The following is a 26,024-nucleotide window of genomic DNA, read 5'->3' as shown; positions in this document are numbered from 1 at the left end:
GGTAGCCAGTGTTTAAATCTTTAGTTGGAATGGTACTGGTGCTGATAACCACCTTTGCGCATGCCGACCGTATTCGTGACCTGACCAGCGTTCAGGGCGTGCGGGAAAACTCGTTGATCGGTTATGGGCTGGTGGTCGGTTTGGATGGCACGGGTGACCAGACCACCCAGACGCCGTTTACTACGCAAACGCTCAACAACATGCTTTCGCAGTTGGGAATTACCGTGCCAACCGGCACCAATATGCAGCTGAAAAACGTGGCGGCGGTGATGGTGACCGCGCAATTCCCGGCCTTTGGTCGTCAGGGGCAAACCATTGACGTGGTGGTCTCTTCCATGGGGAACGCCAAAAGCCTGCGCGGCGGAACGTTGCTGATGACCCCGCTGAAAGGGGTCGATAGCCAGGTATATGCGCTGGCGCAGGGGAATATTCTGGTAGGCGGTGCAGGCGCGGCTGCGGGTGGCAGTAGCGTGCAGGTAAACCAGCTCAATGGCGGACGTATTACCAACGGCGCGACCATCGAACGTGAATTACCCAGCCAGTTCGGCGGCGGTAACACCATTAATCTGCAGCTCAATAATGAAGATTTCACTATGGCGCAGCAGATAACCGACACCATTAACCGTTCGCGCGGCTTTGGTAGCGCCACTGCGCTGGACGCCCGGACGATTCAGGTACGCGTGCCAAGCGGCAACAGTTCGCAGGTGCGTTTCCTTGCTGACATCCAGAATATGGAGGTGAACGTCACGCCGCAGGATGCGAAAGTGATTATCAACTCGCGCACCGGATCCGTCGTTATGAACCGTGAAGTCACACTGGATAGCTGTGCCGTCGCGCAAGGCAACTTGTCGATCACGGTAAACCGCCAGGCGAACGTCAGCCAGCCGGATACACCGTTTGGCGGTGGACAGACCGTGGTGACACCTCAAACCCAGATCGATCTGCGCCAGAGTGGCGGTTCGCTGCAAAGCGTGCGTTCCAGCGCCAACCTGAACAATGTTGTGCGTGCGCTTAATGCGCTAGGGGCAACGCCGATGGATCTGATGTCCATTCTGCAATCGATGCAGAGCGCGGGATGCTTACGCGCCAAACTGGAAATCATCTAATGATTGGTGACAGCAAACTGCTGACCAGTGCCGCCTGGGATGCGCAATCACTGAACGAACTGAAAGCGAAAGCGGGTCAGGACCCGGCGGCGAATATCCGCCCGGTTGCCCGTCAGGTTGAAGGGATGTTCGTACAAATGATGCTGAAAAGCATGCGTGAAGCGCTGCCGAAAGATGGCGTTTTTAGCAGTGATTCGACACGTTTGTATACCAGCATGTATGACCAACAAATTGCGCAGCAGATGACCGCAGGTAAAGGTCTGGGACTGGCTGAAATGATGGTTAAGCAGATGACTGAAGGGCAGGCGCAACCCGCAGACGATGCGCCGCAGGTGCCAATGAAGTTCTCCCTGGAAACGGTGACCAGCTATCAAAACCAGGCGCTGACGCAACTGGTCCGTAAAGCCATTCCCCGCGCGACGGAAAGCAATGATGAGCCGCTGTCAGGTGACAGTAAAGACTTCCTCGCCCAGCTATCGCTGCCGGCTAAGCTGGCAAGTCAGCAAAGCGGGGTTCCGCATCATCTGATTCTGGCGCAGGCGGCGCTGGAGTCCGGATGGGGGCAGCGACAAATCCGTCGTGAGAACGGTGAACCGAGCTTTAACATTTTTGGCGTGAAGGCTTCGGGAAGCTGGAAAGGCCCAACCACCGAAATCACCACCACCGAATATGAAAACGGCGAGGCGAAAAAGGTGAAAGCCCGATTCCGCGTCTATAGCTCTTACCTTGAGGCACTGTCGGATTATGTCGGTCTGATATCGCGTAACCCGCGCTATGCGGCGGTAACCGCCGCTGCTACCGCCGAGCAGGGGGCACAGGCTTTGCAGAATGCCGGTTACGCGACTGACCCTAACTATGCGCGTAAATTAACCAGCATGATCCAGCAGTTGAAATCGATGAGCGAAAAAGTGAGCAAAACCTACAGTACGAATATCGATAATCTCTTTTAAATAGCTCAAGTCTACCAACCTGCTGCCGATAATAACGAGTATTGAAGGATTACAAGGAACCTCCATGTCCAGCTTGATTAATAACGCGATGAGTGGACTCGCCGCAGCGCAGGCCGCGTTGAATTCTGCCAGTAATAACATCTCCAGCTATAACGTTGCCGGATACACCCGTCAAACGACAATTATGGCGCAAGCGAACAGCACGCTGGGTGCGGGGGGCTGGGTTGGCAATGGCGTCTATGTTTCTGGCGTACAGCGCGAGTATGACTCCTTTATCACGAATCAGTTACGTGCCGCGCAGAACCAAAGCAGCGGCCTGACAACGCGCTATGAACAAATGTCGAAAATCGACAATCTGCTCTCCAGCAAAACCAGTTCCATTTCGACCTCAATGCAGGACTTTTTTACCAGCCTGCAAACGCTTGTCAGTAACGCGGAAGACCCGGCGGCGCGCCAGGCGCTGATCGGTAAAGCTGATGGTTTAGTCAACCAGTTCAGAACAACTGACCAGTATCTGCGCGATCAAGACAAGCAGGTTAATACTGCGATCAAGGCCAGCGTTGACCAGATCAACAACTATTCAAAACAGATTGCCAGCCTCAACGATCAGATTTCCCGTCTGACCGGCGTCGGCGCGGGCGCATCGCCTAACGATTTACTCGACCAGCGCGACCAACTGGTCAGTGAACTGAACCAGATTGTCGGTGTTGAAGTCAGCGTTCAGGACGGCGGGACTTACAACATAACCATGGCGAACGGCTATTCACTGGTGCAGGGCAGCAATGAACGCCAGCTGGCGGCTGTGCCCTCCAGTGACGATCCCAATCGAACCACAGTGGCCTACGTCGACGGGGTTGCCGGCGAGGTTGAAATTCCCGAAAAACTGTTGAATACCGGTTCATTGGGCGGGCTGTTGACCTTCCGTTCTCAAGAGCTTGACCAGACGCGTAACACGCTGGGCCAACTGGCGTTGGCGTTCGCCGATGCGTTTAACACCCAGCATAAAGAGGGTTTTGACGCGAACGGCGATCAGGGTAAGGATTTCTTTGCTATCGGTAGCCCGGCAGTATTCAACAACGCTAAAAATACAGGAACAGGATCGTTAAGCGCGAAGATTACCGACAGCTCTGCTGTACAGGCGACCGATTATAAAATCGTTTATGACGGGACGGACTGGCAGGTTACTCGCCTGGCGGATAACACCAGCTTCAAAGCTACCGTTACCGGTGGGAAGATGTCCTTTGACGGGATGGAAATCACCGTAAATGCTGGCGCAAAAGCAAATGACAGCTTCACAGTGAAACCTGTCAGTAACGCCGTTGTTGATATGAAAGTCATGGTGACCGATGAGTCGAAAATCGCCATGGCCCAGGTCTCAAAAAATGATCCGGACCCGGATATTGATAAGGGAAAAAGCGATAACCGTAACGGTCAGAAACTGCTGGATCTGCAGACCAAAGCTACCGTGGGTAATAAGACCTTCAACGATGCCTATGCCACGCTGGTAAGCGATGTCGGGAACAAAACCGCGACGCTGAAAACCAGCGCCATTACCCAGAACAACGTGGTAACGCAGCTTTATAAGCAGCAGCAGTCTATTTCCGGCGTCAACCTCGACGAAGAATACGGTAACTTACAGCGCTACCAACAGTATTACCTGGCTAACGCGCAAGTGCTGCAAACTGCAAATGCGCTGTTTGATGCACTGATTAATATTCACTAAGGGAGAGGGACACAATGCGTATCAGCACCCAGATGATGTACCAGCAGAATATGCGTGGCATCACTAACTCTCAGGCTGAATGGATGAAGTTCGGCGAGCAGATGTCAACGGGCAAACGTGTGATCAACCCATCTGACGATCCGATCGCCGCCTCGCAGGCCGTGGTGCTTTCTCAAGCACAGGCGCAGAACAGCCAATATACGCTGGCGCGTTCATTTGCGACGCAAAAAGTATCGCTGGAAGAAAACGTACTGAGTCAGGTAACGACGGCAATTCAGACCGCGCAGGAAAAAATTGTCTATGCTGCGAATGGCACGTTAAGCGATGACGACCGTGCATCGCTGGCCACCGACCTGCAGGGGATCCGCGATCAACTGATGAACCTGGCGAACAGCACCGACGGTAATGGACGCTATATTTTTGGCGGATATAAAACAGAATCTGCACCGTTTGCTCAGGCAGATGGCGCTTACAGTGGCGGTACAACAAATGTGACCCAGCAGGTCGATGCCTCCCGTACCATGGTGATTGGTCATACTGGCGATAAAGTATTTGTTAATCTGACCAGCAATGCCGTACCGGAACCTGGCGGCGGTACTCAGGAAAAGAACCTGTTCAAAATGCTGGATACCGCTATTGATGCGCTCAAAACCCCGATTGAGGGCAATGACGCGGCAAAAGCTACCGCCTCTGCAGCCATTGATAAAACCAGTCGTGGCCTGAAAAATTCACTGAATAACGTGCTTTCTGTTCGTGCAGAATTAGGGACTCAGCTCAGCGAGTTAAGTTCACTGGACTCACTGGGCGCCGATCGCGCATTGGGCCAGACTCAGCAGATGAGCAATCTGGTGGATGTTGACTGGAACGCAGCGATTTCGTCCTACGTGATGCAGCAGGCCGCACTGCAGGCATCGTATAAAACGTTTACCGATATGCAGGGAATGTCGCTATTTCAGCTGAACCGGTAACACCTTTTTGAACATATCATGAAACTGGATATGTTTGTCTGCCCGCTCCTTTAACACCCCGGAGCGGGCATTTTTTTAGGCCACTGTTATTTTCTCAGCGACAGATTACCCGTTAATCTTATTACCCGCGCAATCGCACCGCTAAAGATTGCCAGCGTAACCACGCCTTCTCAGTTTGCCAGTGCGTAGAGCAGAGATAAATAAATATCCTCCGGCATAGCCGGAGGTTTTTCGGATGCGCCTATAAGGCTCTGTTACCAGCCGCGCCCTAACAGGCGCATACGATCTGACATTTGCATCAGACTTCGTTACTTACGGCCCGTAAACGGGCTACCCGGATAAGCGATCGATAACTGCTCACCCATTTTATCTTCTGCAAGCTGGTGCTTTATGTATTCCTGTATCTTCACCGTGTTCTTACCCACCGTATCTACGTAGTATCCCCGGCACCAGAACTCTCTATTCCTGTACTTGAATTTCATATCCCCAAACTGTTCATACAGCATCAGACTGCTTTTCCCTTTCAGATACCCCATAAAGCCGGATACGCTCATTTTGGGTGGGATTTCCACAAGCATATGGATATGATCCGCACAGCATTCCGCTTCCAGGATCCGCACGTTTTTCCACTCACACAGCTTTCTTAAGATGCTGCCTATCGCCCTGCGTTTCTCCCCGTAGAATGCTTGTCTCCGGTATTTGGGCGCAAAAACTATGTGATATTTACAGTTCCATCGGGTGTGCGCTAAGCTCTTTTCGTCCCCCATTGGGACCCCCTTTTGATTTCTTGTTAAACATTTGCAGTTGCCAGACCGCAATGTGTTTTAACAAATCAAAAGGGGTTTTAATAACTGGCCCAAAGCTGAAAGCTTTCCGGAACCCCCAGCCTAGCTGGGGGTTTTCTGTGCACAAAAAAAAGCCGACCCGAAGGTCGGCTTTGATGTTGATTATGACTTACTCAACGGGCTGCGGGCGCGTTGCTGGCGCAGTCGCCTGGTGCGTGGCGCTGTGTCCACCTGCGGCACCTTTACCTTCAAAGGTGAATTCCGGGCGTTGCCAGTCACTATGACGCGGCGCTTCAGGCACATACTCTGGTGCCGGAGCACGGGTCATCGGGGCGGCCGCGTGGCTGTGAAGATGTTCTGCGTCAACGCGGGTTGCGACAACTTCAGCCTTAGCGACTGCGTCTTCGACGACAGGTGCTGCAACAACCTCTTGCGGCGCGGCAACTTCTTCAACCACTGGCGCTGTTTCCACAACCTCGGCAATCTCTTCAGCCACTTCAGGCTGAGAAATAACAACCTCCGCAGATTCTTCGACAACCGGCGCAGCCACGATTTCAGCGACAGGTTCGGCTTTCGCCGCGGTATCCTCAGCAACAGGCGCGTCAGATTCAGCGATAATTTGCGGTTGTTCCTCGACCGGAGTAGCGATGACTTCCGGATGGGTGGTTTCAACGACGGTAGCCTGAGGTTCAGCAATGACCACCTCTGGCTGTACGGTTTCAACCGACGCAGGGGCGTTCACAATATGCTCAACGGCAGCTGCAGCAACCTGAGGCTCTACGGCGACAGGTGCAGTTTGCCCCTGAACCGTTTCCTGCTCGCGCTGCTCTGCAACCTGCTGATCCTGAGGACGAGCAACAGGGTAGCGGATCCAGACTTTACCGGACGCTAATTCTGGAGATGCGCAGGCAACCGTTAACGGCATCGGCGACTGAACCGGGTAACGCTCGTCACGATAGCGACGACGGCGTTGTCCACTGACGCGCAGATGGCGAGGTGAGCGACGGGAACGGCGCGGCATACCATTAGAGTCACGCGCTTCGCTGTTGTCTTCCTGCTCAGTCGCAACGACGGCAGGGAGATCAACTTTCGCCAGTTCAGTACGCTGTGCCGGTACGGGCTGTTCAGTTGGCTGAGCGACAGCCGTTTCAGTGACCACCTCGGCAGTCGCGACTTCGGCTTCAACAGCCGGGCTGTCTGTGTAACGAACTTTCTGAGTCAGCTGACGCTGTTTACGGCGAGTCTGAGGCTGACGAACGCGCTCTTCCTGCTCGGTATCCTGCGCAGGTTGTTCTGCCAGGTTCAGCTCTTTAACTTCCTGCTGCGCCTGACGCTTATCATCGTTGCGACGGCGGTTGCGCTCGCGACGCGGAGCCTGCTGGTCATCACCGGATTTCGCTTTGTCGGCGACCTCAGTAGACTGCTGGCGGTTATCGCGTGCTTCCGCATTTTGCTGCTGCGACTGACGGCGGTTACGGCGGTTATCTTCACGGTTTTCACCGCTTTCTGAACGCTCGTTACGGTTATCACGCTCGCCACGGTTGTCGCGATTATCACGACGATCGTTACGGTCGCGACGATTGTTCTGACGCGGTTTACGACGATCCTGCTGGCGATCGGTTTTCTCTTCAGCTTTCGGCGCAGGTTGTTCAACCGGTTTCACTTCTTCGCTACCGCTGAAGATGGACTTCAGTGCGCTGAAGAAACGGCTAATCAAACCTGGCTGTGCGGCGACGGTCGCGGTCGCTGATGCGGCTTTAGGCGCGGCGGCCTTCGCAGTAGGTTCCTGCAAAGCAGGGGCTGGCGGCACCTCTGGCATAGCAAAGGTGGCCAATGCCGGCTGCTCTGGCTGTTTACGCTCGACGAACTCTTCTTCCGTCGGCAATGCCATCGCTTCTTCATGCAGTTTCGGCAGCAGGTAGCTCAGGGTTGGTGTTTCTTCCCCTTTGCGTACGCGCAGCACGGAGTAATGCGGGGTTTCCATCTGATCGTTTGGCACAATCACACAGCGCACGCCATTCTGACGCGTCTCGATGGCATTTACCGCGGTACGTTTTTCGTTGAGCAGGTAGGATGCGATCGGCACAGGAACAATAGCGTGAACTTCCTGCGTATTTTCTTTCAGCGCTTCTTCTTCGATCAGACGCAGAATAGACAGCGACAGTGATTCGTTATCACGTACGGTACCCGTGCCGGAGCAGCGTGGGCATACGTGATGGCTGGATTCACCCAGCGACGGGCTCAGACGCTGGCGGGACATCTCCAGCAGGCCGAAGCGAGAAATATGGCTGATCTGAATACGCGCTCTGTCCTGGCGCACGGCTTCACGCAGACGGTTTTCAACCGCACGCTGGTGACGAACCGGCGTCATATCAATGAAGTCGATTACAATCAGGCCGCCGAGGTCGCGCAGACGCAGCTGACGAGCAATTTCATCGGCTGCTTCAAGGTTGGTGTTGAACGCAGTTTCTTCAATGTCGCCGCCGCGGGTCGCGCGTGCGGAGTTGATATCGATAGCGGTCAGCGCTTCTGTGCTGTCGATAACGATTGAGCCGCCGGACGGCAGACGCACTTCGCGCTGGAACGCGGACTCAATTTGAGATTCGATTTGATAGTGGCTGAACAGCGGGATTTCACCGGTGTACAGTTTGATTTTGCTGCTGAAATCCGGACGACCCAGCGCGGCGATGTGCTGACGCGCCATCTCCATAACTTTCGGGTTGTCGATGAGGATTTCGCCGATGTCCTGACGTAAGTAGTCACGGAATGCGCGAACGATAACGTTGCTTTCCTGATGGATCAGGAACGGAGCAGGGCGGCTGTCAGCGGCTTTTTGAATCGCTTCCCAGTGCTTCAGGCGGAAACTCAGGTCCCACTGCAGCGCTTCGGCAGATTTGCCGACACCTGCGGTACGCACGATAAGCCCCATGCCGTCAGGCAGTTCCAGGCTTGCCAGCGCTTCTTTTAATTCGGTACGGTCGTCGCCTTCAATGCGACGGGAGATGCCGCCCGCGCGCGGGTTGTTCGGCATCAGAACCAGATAACTACCTGCCAGGCTGATAAAGGTGGTCAGCGCAGCGCCTTTATTGCCGCGTTCTTCTTTATCGATCTGAACAATGACTTCCTGACCTTCGCGCAACACGTCTTTAATGTTGGGACGACCATGGGAGTTGTAGCTAGCGGGGAAGTATTCGCGGGCAATTTCTTTTAACGGGAGGAAACCGTGACGTTCAGCGCCGTAATCAACAAAAGCAGCTTCCAGACTCGGTTCAATACGGGTAATTTTGCCTTTATAGATGTTGGCTTTTTTCTGTTCGTGTCCAGGACTTTCGATATCCAGATCGTACAGACGCTGCCCATCTACAAGGGCGACACGCAACTCTTCCTGCTGAGTCGCGTTAATTAACATTCTTTTCATCGTAACTTACTCATTATTCTTACATTGACGACTAAGCTGCGGGCAGAGTAATGCCTTTCCGGGTGTGAACCGATGGCCTCGTGTCTATTCGCGTCGCCAACCTCACGGTTATCGTCAGCTCAAAGAGGCGCAGAGTGTCGGTTGCCTGTATTTCATACGGAAACACAGCGCAATTATCAGGGGAACAGTCTGGGTGTTACTCTCCAGAGAAGCTTCCATTGTGCTTATCGTCTTTCACGCTGTGGGTGCGTTGGCTTCATCTTCTTACCCCAACCACTTACAGGAGTAAGCACCTGGGGTTCCCAGACTTGCCGCCTTCCTACAACGCGAAATCTATAGAGCACTTACCGGTAAGGACTGCAACCCGCAGCCCGCTAACTGCCTGAAAGATCAATACGTCTTACGCCATTGCTGCGTTGATGATCGGTCGGGCAAAATTGGGTCATTCCGGAAAAGGTCTTGTTTTAACAAGATTCAACACGGAAACAACCTCATTATTCCACTGCTAACCTTGTTATAGCAAGATGACTTTTGCCATTTATCACCCGGTTACTCACAGTTTTTTCACTTCCGCGTAGTGATTGCTTTAATAACCACCAAATCGGCGATGTCAAACTTAAGTAATAAGGTATAGCAGTTAATATAAGCATAGAAAAATGTGTGGCGCGAATCTTGATGGCTATTTAAAATCGGCCCCCATGAAAACAGAGACTCCAGCCGTAAAAACAGTTGCCATTACTGCCGACGAAGCAGGGCAACGCATCGACAACTTTTTGCGCACCCAACTCAAGGGCGTGCCGAAAAGTATGATTTATCGCATTTTGCGTAAAGGCGAAGTGCGGGTGAACAAAAAACGCATTAAACCCGAGTACAAACTCGAAGACGGGGACATTGTGCGTATTCCACCTGTACGTGTCGCTGAACGTGAAGAAGAGGCCATTTCACCGAATTTGCAGAAGGTCGCGGCGCTGACCGATGTCATTTTATATGAAGATGACCACATTCTGGTGCTTAACAAGCCTTCAGGTACGGCCGTGCATGGTGGAAGCGGGTTAAGCTTTGGCGTCATTGAAGGCTTACGTGCGTTGCGCCCCGAAGCGCGTTTCCTTGAGCTGGTGCATCGCCTCGACCGGGATACCTCCGGCGTGCTGCTGGTGGCCAAAAAACGATCTGCCTTGCGTTCGTTGCATGAACAACTGCGTGAAAAAGGTATGCAGAAAGATTACCTCGCGTTGGTACGCGGCCAGTGGCAGTCGCATGTCAAAACCGTGCAGGCCCCGCTGTTAAAGAACATTCTGCAAAGCGGCGAGCGTATCGTGCGGGTGAATCAGGAAGGCAAACCATCGGAAACACGCTTTAAAGTGGAAGAGCGTTATGCGTTTGCTACGCTTGTGCGCTGCAGTCCCGTGACCGGACGCACGCACCAGATTCGCGTGCATACGCAATATGCCGGACATCCGATTGCCTTTGACGACCGCTATGGCGATCGTGAGTTCGATAAGCAACTGGCGGATACCGGACTGAGCAGGCTCTTTTTGCACGCCGCAGCGTTGAAATTTACTCATCCGGGGACGGGTGAAGTAATGCGTATTGAAGCGCCAATGGATAAGCAGTTGAAGCGCTGCCTCGAGGTGTTACGCAGTAAAGGCTGATGCGCATTGATATTATCGCGCATTACCTGTAGGCCTGATGGCGCTGCGCCTATCAGGCCTACAGGATTGGCCTGTACAGCCGTCAACCCGTCAGGCTTTTAACGGGTTCATATCTTCTCGTCGCAGCATTTGACACAGTGCGATTAGCGGCAAACCGATTAAGGTATTTGGGTCGCGACCTTCCAGGCGCTCAAAAAGTGCAATGCCCAATCCTTCGCTTTTAAAACTACCGGCACAATGCAGCGGGCGCTCTTTGCGCACGTAATCTTCAATTTCCGTTTCGCTTAAGTGACGAAAATGGACGTCGAACTGTTCAACTTCAGTTTGTAAATGTCCGGTCGCAGAATTATACAGCGCCAGTCCGGTATAAAACGTCACAATATTGCCACGGGCTTTGAGTAACTGCTGGCGTGCATTTTCTTCTGTTAACGGTTTGCCGGTTATTTCACCATCGAGAACACAAATTTGATCGGAACCAATAATAAGATGCGATGGATAACGGTGGGCGAGAGATTGCGCTTTTTTCTGCGCCAGTCGCAAGACTAAGTGCCGGGGGGCTTCGCCCGGTAACGGCGTTTCATCAACCTCTGGTGCTGCGCATTCGAACGGGATTGCCAGTTTTTCTAGTAAAGCGCGACGCCAGGGAGAGGTAGAAGCAAGAATAAGTTGAGGCATATTTTTTCCCTCGCATATAGCGTATTGATGAGAGCCATTTTAAACTATGGACTTCGTCCTACAAGCTGGCTGTAATGGCTTGTGTTGAGCGATTTTAAGTCGATGACCCGCAATGTGTGCGAATTATTGGCAAAAGGCAACCACAGGCTGCCTTTTTCTTTGACTATATGACGTTACAAAGTTAATATGCGCGCCCTATGCAAAAGGTAAAATTACCCCTGACTCTTGATCCGGTTCGTACGGCTCAGAAACGCCTCGATTATGAAGGTATCTATACTTCTGATCTGGTTGAGCGTGTCGCCGATTCTGTAGTCAGTGTGGACAGTGATGTGGAATGCTCCATGTCGTTCGCTATCGATAACCAGCGCCTTGCCGTTATAACCGGTGATGCAAAGGTGTCGGTTACGCTCGAATGTCAGCGTTGCGGGAAACCGTTCCCACTTCATGTTCACACAACATATTGTTTTAGTCCTGTCCGTTCTGACGAGCAGGCTGAAGCACTCCCGGAAGCGTATGAGCCGATTGAGGTTAACGAATTCGGTGAAATCGATCTGCTTGCAATGGTTGAAGATGAGATTATCCTCTCCTTGCCGGTAGTTCCGGTGCATGATTCTGAACACTGTGAAGTGTCCGAGGCGGACATGGTCTTTGGCGAATTGCCTGATGAAGCGCAAAAACCAAACCCATTTGCCGTATTAGCCAGCTTAAAGCGTAAGTAATTGAGGAGTAAGGTCCATGGCCGTACAACAGAATAAACCAACCCGTTCCAAACGTGGCATGCGTCGTTCTCATGACGCTCTGACCGCAGTCACCAGCCTGTCTGTAGACAAAACTTCTGGTGAACAACACCTGCGTCACCACATCACTGCCGACGGTTTTTACCGTGGCCGTAAGGTAATCGCTAAGTAATCACGCATGACTCAATGACTTTCCTGCTACGGTGAGAAAGACAAAGAGTACACGCGTGATGAAGCTTAGTGAGGCTTTCCCCGGGTAACTGGGGAAACACCTAACCGGGCAGCGACGATACCTTGACACGTCTAACCCTGGCGTTAGATGTCATGGGGGGAGATTTTGGCCCTACCGTGACAGTGCCTGCAGCATTGCAGGCACTGAATTCTAATTCGCAACTCACACTTCTTTTAGTCGGGGATCCCGATACAATCACGCCATTACTTGCCAAAGCTGACTTCGAACAACGTTCACGTCTGCAGATTATCCCTGCTCAGTCAGTTATTGCCAGTGATGCCCGGCCCTCGCAAGCTATTCGCGCCAGTCGTGGAAGCTCAATGCGCGTTGCCCTGGAGCTCGTGAAAGAAGGTCGAGCGGAAGCCTGTGTGAGCGCCGGTAATACAGGTGCGCTAATGGGTCTTGCGAAGTTATTGCTCAAACCCCTTGAGGGGATTGAGCGTCCTGCGCTGGTGACGGTTTTACCCCATCAGCAAAAGGGCAAAACGGTGGTGCTGGATTTGGGCGCCAACGTGGATTGTGATAGCACGATGTTGGTGCAATTTGCCGTCATGGGTTCCGTGCTGGCAGAAGAGGTGGTTGGAATTGCCAATCCCCGTGTTGCGTTGCTCAATATCGGTGAAGAAGAAACCAAGGGTCTCGACAGTATTCGGGATGCTTCTGCAGTGCTAAAAACAATCCCTTCTATCAATTATATCGGCTATCTTGAAGCCAATGAGTTACTGACTGGCAAAACTGATGTGTTGGTCTGTGACGGCTTTACAGGTAATGTCACATTAAAGACGATGGAAGGTGTTGTCAGAATGTTCCTTTCACTGCTGAAGTCTCAGGGTGAGGGCAAAAAACGGTCGTGGTGGCTGCTGTTATTAAAACGTTGGTTACAAAAAAGCCTGACAAGGCGATTTAGTCACCTCAACCCCGACCAGTATAATGGTGCCTGTCTGTTAGGATTGCGCGGCACGGTGATTAAGAGTCATGGTGCGGCCAATCAGCGAGCATTTGAAGTCGCGATTGAACAGGCAGTGCAGGCGGTGCAGCGACAAGTTCCTCAGCGAATTGCCGCTCGCCTGGAATCTGTATACCCAGCTGGATTCGAACTGCTGGACGGTGGCGAAAACGCAAACTCGCGAGCACACAGATAACCGTGCGTTTGTGAATGCTGCCAACGTATCAGCGATTTGCTCGTGGCGGTATATAACCAAAAAGTGACTGAGCGTACATGTATACGAAGATTATTGGTACTGGCAGCTATCTGCCTGAACAAGTGCGTACTAACGCCGATTTGGAAAAAATGGTTGAGACATCTGATGAGTGGATCGTCACTCGAACAGGTATCCGTGAACGCCATATTGCAGCGCCAAATGAAACAGTTGCGACGATGGGCTTTGCCGCCGCAAACCGTGCAATTGAAATGGCGGGCATCGACAAAGAACAAATTGGTCTGATTGTGGTTGCCACCACATCATCCACACACGCATTTCCAAGTGCGGCATGCCAGATCCAAAGTATGCTGGGGATCAAAGGCTGTCCGGCGTTTGACGTTGCAGCCGCTTGTGCCGGTTTCACCTACGCCCTGAGCGTTGCCGACCAGTACGTTAAGTCTGGCGCAGTGAAGCATGCTCTGGTGGTTGGCTCAGATGTCCTCGCTCGTACCTGTGATCCAACCGATCGCGGGACGATCATTATTTTCGGTGATGGCGCAGGTGCCGTTGTACTGAGCGCATCAGAAGAGCCCGGCATTCTTTCTACGCATCTGCACGCTGATGGTCGCTATGGCGAACTGTTGACGCTGCCTAATGCCGATCGCGTGAACCCGGAAAACCCGATCCACCTGACGATGGCGGGTAACGAAGTATTTAAAGTCGCGGTGACCGAGCTTGCACACATCGTTGATGAAACGCTGGAAGCAAATAATCTCGATCGTTCTGCACTGGACTGGCTGGTGCCGCATCAGGCAAACCTCCGCATTATTAGCGCAACCGCGAAAAAGCTGGGTATGTCGATGGATAATGTTGTCGTGACGCTCGACAGACATGGCAATACCTCCGCGGCCTCCGTACCGTGCGCGCTGGACGAAGCCGTCCGCGACGGGCGTATTAAAGCTGGGCAGTTGATATTGCTTGAAGCCTTTGGGGGGGGATTCACCTGGGGCTCTGCGCTGATTCGTTTCTAGTATAAGGATTTAAACATGACGCAATTTGCATTTGTGTTCCCGGGGCAGGGTTCCCAGACCGTTGGGATGTTGTCTGAAATGGCAGCAAACTACCCAATTGTTGAAGAAACTTTTGCTGAAGCATCAGCTGCGCTGGGCTATGATCTGTGGGCGTTGACTCAGCAGGGGCCGGCCGAAGAGCTGAATAAAACCTGGCAGACGCAGCCAGCACTGTTGACTGCCTCTGTTGCGCTTTATCGCGTATGGCAGCAGCAGGGTGGTAAAACACCTGCGCTGATGGCAGGTCACAGCCTGGGCGAATACTCTGCGCTGGTGTGTGCGGGTGTTATCGGTTTTGCCGATGCCGTACGTCTGGTTGAACTGCGTGGCAAATTCATGCAGGAAGCGGTACCGGAAGGCACTGGCGGCATGTCTGCTATTATCGGTCTGGACGACGCTGCTATTGCTAAAGCGTGTGAAGAGTCTGCCGAAGGCCAGGTGGTTTCACCGGTAAACTTTAACTCACCGGGTCAGGTGGTTATTGCCGGGCATAAAGAAGCCGTAGAACGTGCCGGCGCAGCCTGTAAAGCTGCTGGCGCTAAGCGTGCTCTGCCACTGCCGGTCAGCGTTCCTTCTCACTGCGCGCTGATGAAGCCTGCTGCTGAGAAACTGGCTGTTGAACTGCAAAAAATCACTTTTAACGCGCCGACTGTTCCGGTTGTGAACAACGTCGACGTGAAGTGCGAAACAGATGCAGACGCTATTCGCGATGCGCTGGTTCGCCAGCTGTACAGCCCGGTTCAATGGACTAAAACCGTTGAATTCATGGCGTCCCAGGGCGTAGAGCACCTGTATGAAGTTGGTCCGGGCAAAGTTCTGACCGGTTTGACGAAACGTATTGTTGACACCCTGACTGCTTCGGCACTGAATGAGCCGGCGGCATTATCTGCGGCGCTAGAGCAATAAAAGAGGAAGACCATGAGTTTTGAAGGAAAAGTCGCGCTGGTTACCGGTGCAAGCCGTGGCATTGGCCGCGCAATTGCTGAAACACTCGTTGCCCGTGGCGCGAAAGTTATCGGTACTGCAACCAGCGAAAGCGGTGCGCAGGCCATTAGCGATTACTTAGGTGCAAATGGTAAAGGTCTGATGTTGAATGTGACCGATCCGGCATCTATCGAATCTGTTCTGGGAAATATTCGCGCAGAATTTGGTGAAGTCGATATCCTGGTCAATAATGCCGGGATTACTCGTGATAACCTGTTAATGCGCATGAAAGATGACGAGTGGAACGATATCATCGAAACCAACCTGTCATCTGTTTTCCGTCTGTCAAAAGCGGTAATGCGAGCTATGATGAAAAAGCGTCATGGGCGTATTATCACTATCGGTTCTGTGGTTGGTACCATGGGAAATGCGGGTCAGGCTAACTACGCTGCGGCGAAAGCGGGTCTGATCGGCTTCAGTAAATCACTGGCGCGCGAAGTTGCGTCTCGTGGCATTACTGTAAACGTTGTTGCTCCGGGCTTTATTGAAACGGACATGACGCGTGCGCTGTCTGATGATCAGCGTGCGGGTATTCTGGCGCAGGTTCCTGCGGGTCGCCTTGGCGGCGCTCAGGAAATCGCCAGTGCGGTTGCATTTTTAGCTTCTGACGAAGCAAGTTACATCACAGGTGAGACTTTGCACGTCAACGGCGGGATGTACATGGTTTAACCACGAGATAAAAAAATTTGCGTTATTAGGGTGAATGCCCTCAAAATAACGTAAAATCGTGGTAAGACCTGCCGGGATTTAGTTGCAAATTTTTCAACATTTTATACACTACGAAAACCATCGCGAAAGCGAGTTTTGATAGGAAATTTAAGAGTATGAGCACTATCGAAGAACGCGTTAAGAAAATTATCGGCGAACAGCTGGGCGTTAAGCAGGAAGAAGTAACCAACAATGCTTCCTTCGTTGAAGACCTGGGCGCAGATTCTCTTGACACCGTTGAGCTGGTAATGGCTCTGGAAGAAGAGTTTGATACTGAGATTCCGGACGAAGAAGCTGAGAAAATCACTACCGTTCAGGCTGCCATTGATTACATCAACGGCCACCAGGCGTAAGTGAACATCTCCAGGCGGTCATTCGACCGCCTGAGTTTTATCTTTTTATCCCACTTGAATTATTTTCCCTCCCTGGAGGACAACCGTGTCTAAGCGTCGTGTAGTTGTGACCGGACTGGGCATGTTGTCTCCTGTCGGCAATACCGTAGAGTCTACCTGGAAAGCTCTCCTTGCCGGTCAGAGTGGCATCAGCCTGATCGACCATTTCGATACTAGCGCCTATGCAACGAAATTTGCTGGCTTAGTAAAGGATTTTAACTGTGAAGACATTATCTCGCGCAAAGAACAGCGCAAGATGGATGCTTTCATTCAATATGGAATTGTCGCTGGCGTTCAGGCCATGCAGGATTCTGGTCTCGAAATTACGGAAGAGAACGCTCACCGTATTGGCGCCGCTATCGGCTCTGGTATTGGCGGTCTCGGATTGATCGAAGAAAACCACACCTCTTTGGTGAATGGCGGTCCACGTAAGATCAGCCCGTTCTTCGTTCCGTCAACGATTGTTAACATGGTGGCAGGTCACCTGACCATCATGTACGGCCTGCAAGGGCCAAGCATCTCCATTGCGACCGCCTGTACTTCAGGTGTGCATAACATTGGTCATGCAGCACGTATCATTGCATACGGCGATGCAGACGCGATGGTTGCGGGTGGTGCAGAAAAAGCCAGTACCCCGCTGGGTGTGGGTGGTTTTGGCGCGGCACGTGCGCTGTCTACACGTAATGATAACCCGCAAGCGGCAAGCCGTCCGTGGGATAAAGAGCGTGATGGCTTTGTGCTGGGCGACGGCGCAGGCATGGTGGTACTGGAAGAGTACGAGCATGCGAAAGCGCGTGGTGCAAAAATCTATGCTGAAGTCGTTGGTTTTGGCATGAGCAGCGATGCTTACCACATGACGTCACCACCGGAAAACGGTGCGGGCGCTGCGCTGGCAATGGTCAACGCACTACGCGATGCGGCTATCGAAGCGGGTCAGATCGGCTATGTCAACGCGCATGGCACGTCTACTCCTGCTGGCGATAAAGCCGAAACCCAGGCAGTGAAATCTGTCTTTGGCGATGCGGCAAGCCGTGTGATGGTAAGCTCCACTAAATCCATGACCGGACACCTGTTGGGTGCGGCGGGCGCGGTAGAGTCTATTTTCTCTATCCTGGCGCTGCGCGATCAGGCTATTCCGCCAACCATCAACCTGGATAACCCGGATGAAGGTTGTGACCTGGACTTCGTACCTCACGAAGCGCGTCAGGTTAGTGGTCTGGAGTACGCACTGTGTAACTCCTTCGGCTTTGGCGGGACTAACGGTTCGTTGATCTTTAAACGCGTTTAGTTATAAACGATGATGCTGGACATTTTATGTCCGGCATCAGATTAAAGCGACATGTTCATCCTTTGTATTACTTCTCCTCTGTCCCCCAGCTTTTGCCAGGAAATTTCACACTTCCCTTTTTCAGGACACCAGTCATTGGCTCGCTGACTAAACGGCGGCACCATTCCCCCCTGATACATTTTACCATTGATCTGTAATGCCGATAGCGTCACGTACCAGGGGGAATCGTTGCTGACGGTCACACGTTTGTTATGGCGTTGCCACGTTAACGGTTTACGCTTCGACACCGGTGTCGTCGGCATCCCCGTCGGTCGCCAGAGTATTTTTATCTGCTGACTTACGGCGATTTTTACCGGAGACACCAACCCTTCGCTGCTGTCTGTCGGTGGAATAGCTGCCACAGAGAGCCAGAATAAACTTTCCCGATCGCCTGGCAGCGAATCATCCACATAAATGATTTTAATCTGCTGCTCGTCTCCACCATTAACTACTACTAGCGGTGGTGTAGCAATAAACGGTGATTTTTGCGGCTCGGTGGTAGGGCTCAGCTGCCCGGAAGTGCTGAATCCGTTATCACTGACAATTTTGCTTTGTACCAGAAAAGGTTCTTTTTCAGTATTTCGCAGCGCGACGACCAGCGTGTTATCCTCCTGCGGGAAGATAAAACGTGTGCCTCCAACCACCAGGCCGCAGTTCGCGTGATAGGGGAACAGTAGCAGAGTCGTTAGTACCCAGAGCAACTTCTTCATGATTATGGCCATGTCAGTGAAAGCTTAGCGCTGGCGTTCGCTTCACCAGGCTCTAACGGGACGCTAAGTGCGACGTACTGTGCATAAAACTGGAGTGTTTGGGTGTCGGCGTCCGGTATCAGAGAGTAAAGCTGGCCGCCATTTGTGTTGTCATTTAAGTTGATAGGTGTCTTGCTCTTATCCAGAATGCGGATTGCCAGCTGGCTGATAGAGAAGTCGTCCAGCGCCAACAGAGCGCTATCCCTGGATGCCCCGGTGCCGGTAAACGCTATCTGGACTTCTCTCATATCTGGGCCACAGTTTTCAAGCTGGACGGTAAATTCTACGGGGGGGCTAACATCGTTGACGTGATCAAAATTTAGCACCAGATGCGTCCCCATCGGGACGTCTTTGGTTTTGTCTGCCAGTGCGACCTCACAGGTGCTGTCAGTGATCCTGCCGATGAGCTGTAACTGAAATGAGTCCGTTTCAACAGCATAAGAACTGAAAGAGAGGCTTAGCCAAAACAGGCAAAGTGCGTACTTCATTTTTTACTCCTCATAACGCAAAGTCACCCACAAGATAGCGTTCGCCTCTCCAGGCGTAACCTGGTCCTGGGTCGCACGATAGCGAAGTTTCAGGGTAGGCAGCGGTGTATCACCCTTCTGCATAGGGACTTTAACCACATCACTGTTCAGTGCGATGCGCTGATCGCTGTTATCGAGAATTTCAATGGCAACACCGCTGGCGGTTCTGCTGCCATCTTTGGTCGTTATCTGCAATAGCTCCGTATCTGCCGAGTCCCCGGTTCCTCCGAGGATCATGCTGATGGCGTTAGTCGAGTTTGGGTTAAGCTGGCAGTTCTCAAGCGTGATATTCAGGGGGACGGAGGGTGAAACATCTCCGGTATGAGTGAATAATTTTCTTTCATGCTCGCCCAGATTAATCACTCTGTTGTAGTCGCTTGTTTTGACATCGCAGGAGCGCGCCAGAATGTTTCCTGTGAAATAGAGGGCACTACTGCCAGCTTGAGTGTCAGCCTGACAGCATGAGGTAAAGGTCAGCGCAATCAGTAAGTTATAAATAGGTATTCGCATTTAAATATCCCTCCTTATGGCACATACACATCCAGTAACGCTGTGGCTGAATAGCTGCCAGGGGCGGGATCCTCCGACGATACTTTTACTGGCCATGATTTCAGCGTGATTGTTGCTTCGCCGTTGTGCGTATCTAACAGGAAAGGCACGCGTATCGAGGGGTCGCTTGTCAGGAGCTGCGTTTCCGGGCTCTGGGCTGATTGCGCCGAGAGCATGATGCCGATATTGTCGTTAGTGGTTTTAATCGCGCCATAGCCACCTGCGGCGGCAGTGGCTTCCATCCCGAGACTGAGCTGCTCTGTTGCGTGAACATTGTCACAGTGGGCTTTCACGGTGATCACTTTGGGTTCATAGGTGTCGGGTTTTGCCCCCGGTACTTTAAAGTCTCCCGCCCATGCATTACCCAGATCTATCGACAGCGTTGATCCGGCGTTGATAGTACAAGACTGCGGCACGATGATTGAACCCGAGACAATAACTTGTACCATAGGAGAGGGGCCGTAAGAGCCTTTGGTATGTGAACCCCACAGCTCAGCGACAACTGTTGGTGGGATGACGATACGAGACGAGGCGAGTTCTTTTTCTATCCGCACTATAATATATCCCTCACCCCCGCTGCTCCAGTGGGAACCGGGTTTGGAATGATCGTCAGGCGCCAAATTGCTGGCATCATTCAGCGGCACGCGCAGCTCACCATGGCCAACAATATATATGTGTGTTTGGACAGAAAGCGTGTTATCGGTACCTGGGATGTAATAGAAACGGGCATTGCCAGGAGCTTCACTTGTAAGCTGTGGGCCTGGGTTGGCTTTAAACCAGGTTTCGGTTTTTACGCCAGGTTCGTTGTCGCACCAGCCGACGTATGTCCCTCCCTCATCCCAGTCCTTGCGGATTGTTTGTCCAGGGGTGATCTTCGTGACATCGCTGACCGTTGTATTGAGTGAGAAAATATACTGGTGAGCGGTTCCTATTCCCGGTGTTCTGGTATCAGAACCCGCAGCACACCAGCCGGTGTAGGCGAGTACGCTGTGGGAAAAGCCAACGCTCATGATAAGCGCCAGGCAGGGAAGGGTGGCTTTTAAGATTCTCTTCATTACTGACACTCCACCTGTAGTTGTAACAACGGCGTATCGTTGGCTGATAGCTGATAATTTGCCTGGCAGCGCTGGTTGGTGTTTTTACCCCAGCTTGCTTTCAGTATTCCCTGCGCGGCAAGGCCGCTCATAAAGACTTGCCCGTCATCGCCAACAATACTGGTGTTGTCGTTTTCTTCGCCGGTTACCGTTGCACCGAAGGGAATCGGTTTGCCGTTGTGAGTTAGGGTGATCAGCGCGCGCGCGCCCACTTTGGCGTTGAATTCGGCGCGCACGATGGCTCCTTTGGTGGGAACGACATACTGGACGTTGTGGGTGATCTCTACGTCATCGTTGATATCCGAAGCGCGCAGGGCGATACGGTTCTGTCGCCAGGCGGTCGCCCAGGGGATCACCGTATAACCGCGGGAGTCAGTTTTAATTCCCGTGGCATTTTCCAGTGCCACACCCTCCGCCCCTGGCGCTTTGATAAGCACGTTGGTATCGCCGAGTTCCTGGCTTAAGGTGATGCCGTTAGCGTGTACCAGGGCACTGCCCTGAATTCCATAGCTGAGCTGATTGCCGTGAGTGTCGTAGCTATACGCAAGGTTGGTTTGTGCTCTGGCACCCCGGTAGCCCAGACTGGCATTACCACCGTAGCTGGTGTTCTGGTTGCTGACGTTCTGTCTGATGTTGTAGTTCAGGTTACTGTCTTTGAGCAGCGTGCCGGAGAGCCCCAGGCTGTTGCTACTGTTACCATTACTGTCCGTATTGTTGCTATAGCTAACCCAGGCGAGGTTGCGGGCACTGCTGTAATCATCCGAAGCGGGTAAAAATGCACTCAATGGGACAGAGAGGTTAATGAACAGGATACGGTCGTTGCTGCTGCCGCTTATCTTGTTATAGCTGTAGGTTACGCTGTAGGTCAGCTTGTCGAGCGTACCGTTGTAACCGGTCTGGATATTGCGGGTTGACGCACTGGAGTTCCAGTAATCCTGATTATCCGCACTCACGAACACGGATCCCCATTCGGCCAGTGATTGGGAAAGTGTGAACTGAAACTGCGAGCGTTTATTCTGGCCCAGGTTCCAGGTGTTGAGTACGGTGCGGTCGTCGTCTTCATTCCATGATGCTTTATCCCCCGACATTCTGTTCCATGTCGTGTCCTGTAGGGTATAGAAGCCGCGTGTGGAATATCGGTATCCCGCCAACTGAATGTGGGTATTGGTCTGCTCTAGCGTTTTGGAGTAAAGGAAACGATACGATTCACCACTGTGTCTGGAGTCATCGATCAGGGTGCTGTCGGCGTGAGTCACGTCCACAGAGATAGCGCCTAAACTTCCCATATTCATACCCAGACCGAGCGCCTGTGAACGATATTTGTCTGACCACTGCATGCCGCCATACAGCGTGGTGTTATAGGGAAGCCCCCAGAATAACTGGGCCCACCTCCGGATTATCCTGATGGTTGTCGTTCGACTGGTACTGACCGACCGCAATGTTGTAGTTGACTCTCCCTTCGCGCTGCAGCATTGGAACGGCGGCGTAAGGGACGATAAAGCTGCTTTGGCTGTTATCCGACTCTTTGATAGTTACTTCCAGATCGCCGCTAGATGCCGCCGGATAGAGATCGTTAATCACAAAAGCACCCGGTGGAACATAAGTTTGGTAAATCACATAACCGTTTTGTTTTACGCTGACCTGGGCATTACTTCTGGCCGTACCATGAATGGTCGGTGCAAAGCCCTGCAAGCTGTCTGGATACATGCCATTTTCAGATTCCAGTTGTGCACCGCGTAAGTTAATGCTGTCAAAAAGCTCGCCAGAGGTCCAGGTGTCGCCCAGCATCAGTGTGCTGCGTAGCGCGTTAATACTGCGTGTTAACGTGGTGCTGATATGCTGAAAATTACCGCCAGAGGAGTTGCTGCTGCTGTTTTGGTTGTTCCAGGTGGAGTAGTCGCGCAGGCGCCAGGGGCCTAAATTGAGGCCACTTTGCAGATTGAGGAAGTTATCGTCACCGGACATCCCGCCGCTACCGGTGCTGCCGCTATACTGGTAGTTAAACCGAAGCGCGGTGATACCGTCATCCCACTCCGCAGGGTCAATATAACCACGGGCGTTTTGCTGTATCAAAATCTGTGGCACGGTGATTTTGAGCACCTGGCGTCGAGTGTCGTAATTCACCGTCGTACCATCGATTTGATGAGTGATAACCTGGCATGAGCCCTCTGCGACCGGTTTTTTCCCGGGGGGAGGTTTGATACCTAACATTTTAAATTCAGCGTCGCTAAAGCAGGGCTCTAACGTGCCGTTGTTAAGCTCAAACGCGATATCCTGGGTGCCGGTATGCTCATTATTAAGCCACAGCTCAACGTGGTATTTTCCAGGCGGTTGCGTTGCGCCTTGTTCAAAAAGGTCGAGCGCCGCGACGGCAGAGGGGTCGTTAGATAAAAATGCCGGATCAAAATGGAGTTTATCCGCCCCTGCGCTATCGCTTGCGCAGAGCAAAGCGATAGCAGAGAGATGGCAACCGCATAAAAAGGCGGCATTACGATGAATTTTCATTTCATCGCCCTTGTGATAACAGGCGTATAGGAACCGTAATCATTCACAGTCTGGAAAGAAACTGCCCCTTTTGCCCCGACGGGGAGTGGCAGATAGGTCTCTTTAAACGGTTCAATGGTATTACTGGGCAGTTTTGCGGCGCCGACCTGAACATTGACCAGGCTAAGGTAATACGGTGTCGGATTATTGATGATTAGGTCAGCGTTGTCGCGGCGGAACTGCAACATCCCCGGCGCATCGCTAAACTTCACTGACAGATCATGTGGACGAACTAGCAGACGAATACGGTTCTGAATGGCAATTTTCAGTGAGTTTCCCTGTTTTTCGCTTTCAGAGGAGGGAATTGCTTTTACATTAATCCAGTAAAGCGTTTCGCGATCGTCCGGGAGTTTTTTCCCGGTATAAATGATGCGTAAACTGTTTTCATCTTGCGGATTCATAACAAATAAAGGCGGTGTGATAATAAAATCATTAACTTTATTTCTGGAAAAGTCTTCAATAAAGGATTGCACCAGGAAGTGTTGTTTGGGGCTGGTATTACGCACTCCGAGCATTGTTTGTTTTTCACCCGACGCGATGACAATTCGTGAACTATTTAACCCAATGCCGCCGACGAGTGATGTATCCGCTGAACTGGCATTTGGGAGAGAGAACAAAATAAATAGGAAAATGAGAAGGCGATGTAAAATAAGCATAGTCCTGTGCCTTAATATATGTAATCCGTTACTTAACAGTTGAGGGTGATGAAATAAATCCCCCTTCGCAACAAGTGGCCCTCTGATGCTCTGTCATGAAGGGGGGGGCGTTAGTTAAACGTTACGTCGAAAGTGGCGGTAGCTAATACATCTCCGATACTTACCGTTGATTCCGTTGCAATATAGTCGGCTTTAAAGGTTTGCTCGCCAGTTGCTGCTCCCACTGGAATAATGAGCGGGGTTGTAGTGCTTTCGTTAATTTTAACGGGAGTTGTGCCATCGTTTTCGAAGAGCGCCACGCCGACGCCAGTTGCTGCATCGCTGGCCGCGATATTTTTCAGCACCTCGCTATTACTGGTATCAGTCTCGCCTTTAAATTTAAAGGTTACATCTTGCGCCTGACTGGTATCACACTGCTCCAGATGAATCGTAAACTCAGCCGGTTGGCTGCCGACCTGTCCTACAGAGGCAATTGAAGCGCCAGAGCCATAGAACTGGTTTTTTGCAACGTCATTCAGTGTAACGTTTTTGCTATTATCGCTCTGTGCTACTACGCAAGGTGGAGAGACAACTTTACCATTAAAATTAATGGTTCCGGCATTTACTTCAGTAACCGAAGCATTTGCTAGTGACGCAGAACCAATTAAAGCGATACCTAATAAACTATTTAAATGTTTCATTTCCATTTGACTAATCCTTATCGAGTGGAGTAATAGGTTCGGTTTTGAGCATAACAATACATGGCTTACATATAGGCATGGTAGGTGCTAATGATAATATTATATATCGTGCTGCTTCGGTAATACTATAGTGACTTGTTTTTTTGTTTTCAATTTGTTTTTTTCTTTCTGAATGTTAATGACTTGGATTGTATTTGTCGTGATTATATCTTGTTGTTTGATTATTAGTTGTTTGGATTAATTTTAATTATTAATTGGTTCTGCAAATGTGATTTGGAATGCCTTGTTTTCATTCAAATAAAAAGCGGGGATCTGGGGTGTTTGATTTAAATGGAGAGTCGTTTTGCTTTATGATTTTTAGCGAGATAGGGAGAAATATAAAGGGGGGTTTTTAATGTTCATAATTTTTGTGAATGTATATTTATGGTTCTTGCATGCCAAAATCAGTCTTTCCTATTAGGTCAGTCACGATGCGCAATGGACCAGGCGATGCTTGCATAAAATGGTCATGAAAGGCACTCTTGACGAAGAGAACGAGGAGAAAGCATGTTTGTAATTAACGGCCAGCCTGCTGAAAATCTTGCTGTAACTGATAGGAGCATTCAGTTTGGTGACGGGTGCTTCACCACGGCTCGCGTGGTGAACGGGCGTGTTCAGTTGCTGGAAATGCATCTGCAAAGGCTGCAGAAAACGTGCGACGTACTGATGATCCCTTTTACGGCATGGTCTGATTTGCGCCAGGAGATGCAGACGATTGCCAGGGCTGATAATACCGGAGTGGTCAAGGTCATCCTAACCCGCGGAGCCGGATCACGGGGCTACGGCCTGGCGGGATGCCATACCCCTACGCGAATTGTTAGCGGAACCCCTGCTCCGACGCATTATGCCACCTGGCGTCAGCACGGAATAACTCTGTCGCAAAGCTTGGTGCGATTAGGACGAAATCCGTTACTTGCTGGCCTGAAACACCTTAATCGACTGGAGCAGGTGCTGATCCGCGCTCATCTTGAGCAGACAAACGCCGATGAGGCGCTGGTCCTTGACAGCGAAGGGTGGCTTACGGAATGCTGTGCCGCGAATTTATTCTGGCGCCGGGGAATGGATGTGTTTACCCCGTGTCTTGATCAGGCGGGCGTTAACGGTATTATGCGCCAGCACATTATCAGGCAGCTCGCCGCTTCGCCATATCGGGTGGCGGAAGTTACCGCTCGCCTTGAGACGCTGGTCGATGCGGACGAAGTTTTTATCTGCAATGCACTGATGCCGATTGTTCCGGTGCAAAAATTTGAGGGCCAACGCTGGCCGTCGCGCGAACTTTACCAATATTTAGCCCCACTGTGTGAGTTGTCTGATTAG

The 26,024-nt window shown here is 51.7% G+C and carries 25 protein-coding genes; 14 read left to right on the top strand and 11 right to left on the bottom strand.

Annotated elements, in window-relative coordinates; translation table 11 throughout:
* The first annotated feature begins 29 nt into the window (after positions 1-29).
* The 4 genes from HV302_RS15350 (at position 30) to flgL (ending at position 4,747) form a co-directional block, all read left to right on the top strand.
* A complete protein-coding gene (locus HV302_RS15350; protein ID WP_019076467.1) occupies positions 30-1,106 on the top strand; it encodes a flagellar basal body P-ring protein FlgI in 1,077 nt (358 codons plus the stop codon).
* The gene (flgJ, locus tag HV302_RS15345) at positions 1,106-2,056 is read left to right on the top strand and encodes a flagellar assembly peptidoglycan hydrolase FlgJ (RefSeq protein ID WP_016152632.1); all 951 of its coding nucleotides are present in this window, start codon (positions 1,106-1,108) and stop codon (positions 2,054-2,056) included. Before HV302_RS15350 ends, flgJ begins: the two co-directional genes overlap by 1 nt.
* 64 nt (positions 2,057-2,120) lie before the next feature.
* Positions 2,121-3,779: a flagellar hook-associated protein FlgK gene (gene flgK / locus HV302_RS15340; RefSeq protein WP_181626240.1), complete on the top strand. Its 1,659-nt coding sequence runs from the start codon at positions 2,121-2,123 to the stop codon at positions 3,777-3,779.
* Positions 3,780-3,793: 14 nt separating this feature from the next.
* On the top strand, positions 3,794-4,747 hold the full coding sequence (gene flgL, locus HV302_RS15335) for a flagellar hook-associated protein FlgL (protein ID WP_016152634.1): 954 nt from the start codon (positions 3,794-3,796) through the stop codon (positions 4,745-4,747).
* Positions 4,748-5,055: 308 nt separating this feature from the next.
* Here the strand turns inward: flgL and tnpA are convergent, their stop codons facing one another.
* Both tnpA and rne read right to left on the bottom strand, forming a co-directional pair.
* On the bottom strand, positions 5,056-5,514 hold the full coding sequence (gene tnpA, locus HV302_RS15330) for an IS200/IS605 family transposase (RefSeq protein ID WP_131381019.1): 459 nt from the start codon (positions 5,512-5,514) through the stop codon (positions 5,056-5,058).
* 187 nt (positions 5,515-5,701) lie between these two features.
* Positions 5,702-8,950, bottom strand: coding sequence for a ribonuclease E (gene rne, locus HV302_RS15325; RefSeq protein ID WP_181626239.1), 3,249 nt, complete (start codon positions 8,948-8,950; stop codon positions 5,702-5,704).
* A gap of 698 nt (positions 8,951-9,648) precedes the next feature.
* On the opposite strand from rne, the gene rluC reads away from it, so the two are divergent.
* The gene (gene rluC / locus HV302_RS15320) at positions 9,649-10,602 is read left to right on the top strand and encodes a 23S rRNA pseudouridine(955/2504/2580) synthase RluC (RefSeq protein WP_049259723.1); all 954 of its coding nucleotides are present in this window, start codon (positions 9,649-9,651) and stop codon (positions 10,600-10,602) included.
* A gap of 90 nt (positions 10,603-10,692) precedes the next feature.
* Here rluC and HV302_RS15315 read toward each other — a convergent pair whose 3' ends face one another.
* Entirely contained in the window at positions 10,693-11,277 is a 585-nt protein-coding gene (locus tag HV302_RS15315) for a Maf family protein (RefSeq protein ID WP_181626238.1), read from the bottom strand.
* 197 nt (positions 11,278-11,474) lie between these two features.
* On the opposite strand from HV302_RS15315, the gene yceD reads away from it, so the two are divergent.
* The 8 genes from yceD (at position 11,475) to fabF (ending at position 17,830) form a co-directional block, all read left to right on the top strand.
* Positions 11,475-11,996: a 23S rRNA accumulation protein YceD gene (yceD, locus tag HV302_RS15310; protein ID WP_003036239.1), complete on the top strand. Its 522-nt coding sequence runs from the start codon at positions 11,475-11,477 to the stop codon at positions 11,994-11,996.
* Between the two features lie 16 nt (positions 11,997-12,012).
* Complete coding sequence (gene rpmF / locus HV302_RS15305; protein ID WP_003036242.1) at positions 12,013-12,186, top strand: 50S ribosomal protein L32; 174 nt, start codon at positions 12,013-12,015, stop codon at positions 12,184-12,186.
* A gap of 122 nt (positions 12,187-12,308) precedes the next feature.
* The gene (plsX, locus tag HV302_RS15300; RefSeq protein ID WP_071601761.1) at positions 12,309-13,388 is read left to right on the top strand and encodes a phosphate acyltransferase PlsX; all 1,080 of its coding nucleotides are present in this window, start codon (positions 12,309-12,311) and stop codon (positions 13,386-13,388) included.
* Between the two features lie 77 nt (positions 13,389-13,465).
* A complete protein-coding gene (gene fabH, locus HV302_RS15295; RefSeq protein ID WP_016152639.1) occupies positions 13,466-14,419 on the top strand; it encodes a beta-ketoacyl-ACP synthase III in 954 nt (317 codons plus the stop codon).
* 15 nt (positions 14,420-14,434) lie between these two features.
* Complete coding sequence (gene fabD, locus HV302_RS15290; protein WP_016152640.1) at positions 14,435-15,364, top strand: ACP S-malonyltransferase; 930 nt, start codon at positions 14,435-14,437, stop codon at positions 15,362-15,364.
* A 12-nt stretch (positions 15,365-15,376) separates the two neighbouring features.
* A complete protein-coding gene (gene fabG / locus HV302_RS15285) occupies positions 15,377-16,111 on the top strand; it encodes a 3-oxoacyl-ACP reductase FabG (RefSeq protein ID WP_016152641.1) in 735 nt (244 codons plus the stop codon).
* Positions 16,112-16,266: 155 nt separating this feature from the next.
* Positions 16,267-16,503 (top strand): acyl carrier protein, encoded by a 237-nt coding sequence (gene acpP / locus HV302_RS15280; RefSeq protein WP_000103754.1) that lies wholly within the window; start codon positions 16,267-16,269, stop codon positions 16,501-16,503.
* Between the two features lie 85 nt (positions 16,504-16,588).
* Positions 16,589-17,830: a beta-ketoacyl-ACP synthase II gene (gene fabF / locus HV302_RS15275; protein WP_016152642.1), complete on the top strand. Its 1,242-nt coding sequence runs from the start codon at positions 16,589-16,591 to the stop codon at positions 17,828-17,830.
* Positions 17,831-17,871: 41 nt separating this feature from the next.
* Here the strand turns inward: fabF and HV302_RS15270 are convergent, their stop codons facing one another.
* From HV302_RS15270 to HV302_RS15240, 8 genes are all read right to left on the bottom strand, one after another.
* Entirely contained in the window at positions 17,872-18,579 is a 708-nt protein-coding gene (locus tag HV302_RS15270) for a fimbrial biogenesis chaperone (protein WP_181626236.1), read from the bottom strand.
* 2 nt (positions 18,580-18,581) lie between these two features.
* Complete coding sequence (locus HV302_RS15265) at positions 18,582-19,106, bottom strand: fimbrial protein (RefSeq protein WP_181598350.1); 525 nt, start codon at positions 19,104-19,106, stop codon at positions 18,582-18,584.
* 3 nt (positions 19,107-19,109) lie between these two features.
* The gene (locus HV302_RS15260; RefSeq protein ID WP_181626235.1) at positions 19,110-19,655 is read right to left on the bottom strand and encodes a fimbrial protein; all 546 of its coding nucleotides are present in this window, start codon (positions 19,653-19,655) and stop codon (positions 19,110-19,112) included.
* A gap of 14 nt (positions 19,656-19,669) precedes the next feature.
* The gene (locus HV302_RS15255; protein ID WP_181626232.1) at positions 19,670-20,749 is read right to left on the bottom strand and encodes a fimbrial protein; all 1,080 of its coding nucleotides are present in this window, start codon (positions 20,747-20,749) and stop codon (positions 19,670-19,672) included.
* Complete coding sequence (locus HV302_RS28335) at positions 20,749-22,125, bottom strand: fimbria/pilus outer membrane usher protein (RefSeq protein ID WP_326928716.1); 1,377 nt, start codon at positions 22,123-22,125, stop codon at positions 20,749-20,751. Before HV302_RS28335 ends, HV302_RS15255 begins: the two co-directional genes overlap by 1 nt.
* Before the next feature lie 19 nt (positions 22,126-22,144).
* On the bottom strand, positions 22,145-23,293 hold the full coding sequence (locus HV302_RS28330; RefSeq protein WP_326928715.1) for a fimbria/pilus outer membrane usher protein: 1,149 nt from the start codon (positions 23,291-23,293) through the stop codon (positions 22,145-22,147).
* The gene (locus HV302_RS15245; protein ID WP_181598346.1) at positions 23,290-23,988 is read right to left on the bottom strand and encodes a fimbria/pilus periplasmic chaperone; all 699 of its coding nucleotides are present in this window, start codon (positions 23,986-23,988) and stop codon (positions 23,290-23,292) included. The genes HV302_RS28330 and HV302_RS15245 overlap by 4 nt, the downstream gene beginning before the upstream one ends.
* 110 nt (positions 23,989-24,098) lie before the next feature.
* On the bottom strand, positions 24,099-24,674 hold the full coding sequence (locus HV302_RS15240) for a fimbrial protein (RefSeq protein ID WP_181598345.1): 576 nt from the start codon (positions 24,672-24,674) through the stop codon (positions 24,099-24,101).
* Positions 24,675-25,214: 540 nt separating this feature from the next.
* Between HV302_RS15240 and pabC the strand changes: the two genes are divergently transcribed.
* Complete coding sequence (pabC, locus tag HV302_RS15235) at positions 25,215-26,024, top strand: aminodeoxychorismate lyase (RefSeq protein ID WP_181626230.1); 810 nt, start codon at positions 25,215-25,217, stop codon at positions 26,022-26,024.

This window comes from Citrobacter sp. RHBSTW-00859, assembly GCF_013729795.1.
In the GTDB taxonomy this organism is placed as follows: domain Bacteria; phylum Pseudomonadota; class Gammaproteobacteria; order Enterobacterales; family Enterobacteriaceae; genus Citrobacter; species Citrobacter braakii.
Note: the sequence above shows the minus strand (reverse complement) of the source record. Positions and strands in the feature narration are given on the sequence as shown.